Here is a 5297-nt window from a genome sequence, read left to right on the forward strand (position 1 = left end):
GAGGCTTGCGTAAGCCCGGCACATCGCCGGCTGCTGCCTGAGAAGTGGGAAGCCTCGCCCGTGGCGCGTCAGCGCTTAGGGCGGGGAGCAGTCACTTGATGCTGGCTGTATTCCGGTAACGGCATTGTCCTATACAGGGATATGGGGAGAGATCGACTCACAAGAAGACTTGGCGGTGTATAGGTAGTGACGGCGGCTTACGCAGGCGCTGAGGCGAAAGAACTGACGGGCGTTGCGCCCTGACCGGATCACAATGCAAACTGGATTTAAGGAGACCTCATGACCGACTGGACCGCCGGCTACGTGTCCGACATCGGCTACACCTACGGCTACTACACCGAACTCAACCCCCTGCGCCTGAAGCTCGCCTTTCTCAACGCCGGAATCGCCTTTCCCGAGGTTGGCCACGCCTGCGAGCTCGGTTTTGGTCAGGGTCTGAGCACCAACCTGCACGCCGCCGCGAGCACCGTCCAATGGCACGGCACCGACTTCAACCCCGCTCAGGCCGGCTTTGCCCAGGAGCTGGCCCAAGTGGCTGGATCCGGAGCGGCCCTGTTTGATCAATCCTTCGAGCAGTTCTGTCGGCGCGACGACCTGCCCGAGTTCGACTACATCGGTCTGCACGGCATCTGGAGCTGGATCAGCGATGAGAACCGCCAGATCATCGTCGACTTCCTGCGCTGCAAGCTCAAAGTGGGCGGGGTGCTCTACATCAGCTACAACACCCAACCCGGCTGGGCGGCGATGGTCCCCATGCGCGACCTGTTAACCGAACATGCCGACGTCCTCGGTGCCGAAGGGGTCGGCATCATCAGCCGCATCGACAGTGCGCTGAGCTTTGCCGAGCAACTGCTGGCCACGAACCCCGCTTACGCCCGCGCCAACCCGCAGATCGCCGAACGGATCGAACGGATGAAAGGCCAGAACCGCAACTATCTGGCCCACGAATACTTCAACCGCGACTGGAGCCCGATGAGCGTGGCCAGGATGGCCGACTGGCTCGCCCCGGCCAAACTGAATTGGGCCTGCTCGGCCAACACCCTGGACGCCATCGACGCAGTCAACCTGACCGGCGAGCAGCAGCAACTGCTGGTCGGCATTCCCGATGCCATGTTCCGCCAGAGCGTGCGCGACTTCTGCGTCAACCAGCAGTTTCGCAAAGACTACTGGGTTAAAGGCGCCCGCCCGATCAGCGCCCTTGAGCAAGCCGAAGCCCTGCGTGAGCAGCGTGTGGTCCTGGTCCAGCCCCGTCCGGACGTCAGCCTCAAGGTTACCGGCAGCCTTGGCGAAGCGACCATGCAGGAGAACGTCTATGGCCCGATTCTCGACCAACTGGCCGATCACAAGCCCAAGCGCCTCGGCCAGCTCGAGCAGTCACTCAAGGCCAGTGAGGTCGGTAGCGCCATCACCTTCGCCCAACTGCTGCAGGCGACCCTGATTCTGAGTAGTACCGGTGCCCTGCTGCCGGTCCAGGACGAAAGCGCCATCAACAAGGCCAAAAAGCGCACCGAGCGCCTCAACCACCACCTGATGAAAAAGGCCCGCAGCCACACCGAACTGAGTTTTCTCGCCAGCCCGGTCACCGGCGGCGGTATCCAAGTCAGCCGCTTCCACCAGCTCTTCCTGCTTGCACGCAGCGAAGGCCACAAGAGCCCCAACGACTGGGCCACCTATACCTGGAACCTGCTCGCCCAGCAAGGTCAGCGGTTGATCAAAGAGGGCCAGGCCCTGGAAAACCCCAACGACAACCTCGCCGAACTCACCCGCCAGGCGCAGGAATTTGCCGATAAACAACTGCCGATCTTCAAGGCCCTGCAGATCGCCTGAGGTTAACCAGACTTGGGAAATCCCCGGGCTCTGCCGGCGGGGTGACAATGAACTACTCCCGCTAAGCTTACGCTATGGCGTGAGTTTCGTGCTTCGACGGGAGTGCCGACTGGATCGGCCTGCTTCAAGGCCCCGGACGCTGTACCGGTGGCGGCACATTGCCGTCCGGGAGAGCCGGGGAAAGAGGCAGTCCTTGCCGTCAGCCCCCGGCTTTAGCCTTGGGGAGGTTCAGTGCTTAGCCGCCGTTGGCCATGTCGTCACTGACGCCCACCAGCACTACATCTGTCTCCACATCGTAGTTGGTGGTTTTTGCGACAGCAGTGACAATAATCTGACTGTCTTCGTTGAGGGTCGCGATGAATGCCGCGTCAGCATCAATCTTGGCCACCATCGCGTCACGGATGTCCTCAGCCGTCTGACCGACTTCGGCTTCGAGAGTGAACTCGAAGATGGCGGCTTCGGTACCTTCTGCAGCGTCTTCGGCCAGCACCTCGGTCAGGGTCAAGCTGAAGGTATAGGCTTCTTTCAATTCGCTTTCCAGAGCCACGTTGAAGGTCGCGATCCAGGCGGCATCGTCCACGGCATCAGCACCTTCCTGAATCAATTGTAGACCCCCGGCAACCGGGGCACCTGGGGCGCCTTCGGAGTAGGTGGTGCTGATGATGATGACCGGCGTCTGCTCGGAGGCAATCACTACACCGGCATCACCCAGCTGCTCGGCATTTAGACCTGCGGGCGTGCCGGCCTCGGTAACCACAACCTGAACACCAAACACAGGGGCACCAGTACTGGCGTTGCTCACCGTGCCGATGACACCGATATCCAGAGCAATACCCTCCTTACCTTCCACAGCCTTGGTCAGCTCCACATCATCAATCACAGACACACCATTGGGTCCGGTCTTGAAGGCCACAGAAGTGATTTCTGTACCATCCAGCGCAGTGATGATCAAGTTTTCGTCTTCTGCGAAGAACTCAATTTTGAAATTTTCACCCAATTTATGTGCAATTGCGTCCTTGACCACTTCAACATCATCAATTAGGTTCAGGTTCTCATCATCTTCTTGGACATATAAGCGCTGATTGCCAAATTCCAGCGCCAAGAAGGTCTGCCCCAAATTGATCGGAGCATTAACAGAGTTGGGATTTTCGTGATCTTCCTTTTGGAGTTCTAGGTTTTCGCCCATTATCTCGATCAGTTTGACTATTGCCTCTTCATTGGTAATCGACTGGTATGTCGCGGTAATTCCTTCTCCTTCATCCAAGGCGCCATTAACCGCATCTTTTACAGTTTTATTTTCAGCAGTCTTCACGTCCAGTGCGATCAGGTCGATCAGTTCAATTGAGCCACCGTCTTTGAAATTTAGCTTAACAGAGAGGAACTCTTTCTTGGTGAATAAATCATGATAAGCGGTCTGGTTTTTAGCCACCTGAATACTGGATAGTAGTTTAGCTAAATCCAAAAAATCCGGGGTGCCATCTTCCGCTGCTACACCACCTAGCTTGAGAGTATCAGCGCCATCACTATCATTACCTAAGGTAACACCGAGAATTTTCAGCGCTACATTGCTGGTAATTTGGCTGATATTCAGGGTGACGGTCTGTTGATCTTCAAAATCAGTCCAGTCATTTTTTCCGACAAATCCAGGCTTGTTTTCACCATTGCCATCTACAAGAGTATCCGATTTGTTTTTGATAAAAATAGAAGATTCCTTCTTCTCAATTTTGGCTACTTTTTCGGCACCATACTTGATCTCAATATAGCCAAGATCCAGTTTCGCAACCGAATCATTCATCCCCTTGATGGTTGCAGAGGCGGGCTTTCCCTTGCCTTCAGCACCTGTCATCTTTATCTCGCTCAAAGCACGACCGGCAGTATCGGTGATGATGATGGTTTGACTAGTTGTATCTGGATCATTATCTGCATCCCTGACAGTCACGGTAATGTCATCACGTTCATTGATGGCTTCCATGGCCTGCAAGGCTTTTTCAAGTTTTCCTGCCAAGTCATCAATAGTCTTAATTGCAGAGAAGTTGATTTCACCTTTGGCAAGATTTTCATCTGCAGTATTTTTCAGGATAAAGATTTTTCCACCCACCTTGATGCTGAACTCAGCAACCTTGCCAGCAAGCACATCGGTCAAGCCGGAAATTTCAACCCGGGAAACATCGCCAGCATCCAGCTCGGTGCCTGCATAGACGCCACTGATACCAGTACCCGCTGCATTGGTGAGTTTGATGCTATTGGTACCTTGGACCGAAGCTTCCACATGCTCCAGCCCAGAGTTACCCAAAGCATCATTGATCTTGTCAACAAGCTCAGCCAGGGTGGTGCTACCAGAAACATCAACCTTTTCAATAATTTTAGCATTAGCATCCGTGCCGATGGTTATACTGAACTGACCCACTTCAGCGGCTGAAATATCGTTAATAATGGTCTCAGAAGCCGTTGCGCCCTCACCTCCACTCAGCAGGCGACCAGCACCAAAATCTCGTCCCCAAGTATCGCTGATGGTGACGGTATTTTCATTAGTGGCAATGTCTGCCTTGATGCCGGTGACCCCAAATGCAGCATTAATATTATTTGCCAAATCATCCTTATCGGCAACAAAGCCAACCACCTTGGTCTGCCCCATAAAGGTCAGTTCCAATTGCTTGACATGAGCAAGATCGTTCTCTCCCAGCTTGATCTCCACCTTGGAATCCGTGGTACGCTGCAAGGACAACTCGCTAATTTCACGGCGAGCCGGGTCAGCGATGGTCAGGATGGAAGTATCGGCATCAAAATCGACGGTCATGTCCGCATAGGGTTTTTCACCATCGGCATTTTCAATGGCGCGCAGCTTGGTCTGAATGGAGATGGCAATTGCTGTCCCGGTCTTCTCGTCTGCAACATCGAAACCGCGCAACTCAATCTGTTCACCATCAATGTTCAAATACACGATGTCGGTATTCACCAGTCGGCTCTGCAACAGATTGACCTGAGCGTTGGAAAACTGAGGTACCTCGATCAGCTCCATGGTCTTAAACGCACGCCCCTGAGCATCAGTGATGGTCAGGGTGCCGGTGGCAGCCGCCGAAGCCGCTTTCAGGCCTGCGGCCTTGAATTCTTTATTAGCTTCGAGAATGGTGCGCAAAGAGGCCAATCCTTCCGATTTCGATACATCAATGGTGACTTCTTCGGTATTATCACCGGCAAACTGGAACACCAGTTTATCCGCATTGGTATATTGGGCTGCTGTCGCCTGTACAGCATAGATGGTAGCCACTGCATCCTCTGCCACCACAAACTCACTGGGTTTACCCACCAGCGCAAAGGAAGGTACGCCAAGCTCACCGGGCTCGTCGGTCGAATCATCCAAGTCTACATAATCCCCCGCATTGGTTGCCCCGGTGACGATAGCCAGTTCGTCCTCGGACAGGTCATCCAGGTTCAGCTCGGCATCGGTCAGGGTATAGGCAGTAGCCCCC

The 5297-nt window shown here is 54.5% G+C and carries 2 protein-coding genes; one reads left to right on the top strand and one right to left on the bottom strand.

Annotated features, from left to right (window positions below; genetic code table 11):
• The first annotated feature begins 279 nt into the window (after nucleotides 1-279).
• Nucleotides 280-1827: a class I SAM-dependent methyltransferase gene (locus BMX62_RS12365; RefSeq protein ID WP_090209584.1), complete on the top strand. Its 1548-nt coding sequence runs from the start codon at nucleotides 280-282 to the stop codon at nucleotides 1825-1827.
• Nucleotides 1828-2062: 235 nt separating this feature from the next.
• Here BMX62_RS12365 and BMX62_RS12925 read toward each other — a convergent pair.
• On the bottom strand, nucleotides 2063-5297 hold a 3235-nt coding region (locus BMX62_RS12925; RefSeq protein ID WP_162273547.1), incomplete at its 5' end, for a hypothetical protein.

Source organism: Ectothiorhodospira magna, assembly GCF_900110965.1.
Lineage (GTDB): Bacteria > Pseudomonadota > Gammaproteobacteria > Ectothiorhodospirales > Ectothiorhodospiraceae > Ectothiorhodospira > Ectothiorhodospira magna.

Bases quoted from the DNA above. Each gene is read 5' to 3' on its own strand.
- BMX62_RS12365 (WP_090209584.1), top strand. From the start codon at position 280: ATGACCGACTGGACCGCCGGCTACGTGTCCGACATCGGCTACACCTAC.